Annotated in this window: 1 protein-coding gene; it reads left to right on the top strand. The window is 60.6% G+C overall.

What is annotated here, in order from left to right; genetic code table 11:
- Positions 1–274: tryptophan 7-halogenase (locus tag ACPYOM_RS22485; protein WP_481347662.1), on the top strand; the 274-nt coding region annotated here is incomplete at both ends.

Below are 274 nucleotides of genomic sequence, written 5' to 3'. Positions count from 1 at the left end.
CGAATCGACCAGCATCAACATCATCGAACTGGCGGTCGGCTGGCTGATCCAGTATTTCCCGGACCGCGACTGCAATCCGGAACTCGCCGACGAATTCAACCGCCTCGTCGCGCAGCGCTACGAATTCGTGCGCGACTTCATCGTCCTGCACTACAAGCTGACGAACCGCAGCGATTCCGAGTTCTGGCGCTATTGCGCCAGCATGCCCATCCCCGACACGCTGCAGCACCAGATCGACCTGTTCCGCACGTCCGGCCGCATCACCATCTACGAC

The organism is Monashia sp. HAY1-2A, assembly GCF_056755315.1.
Note: the sequence above shows the minus strand (reverse complement) of the source record. Positions and strands in the feature narration are given on the sequence as shown.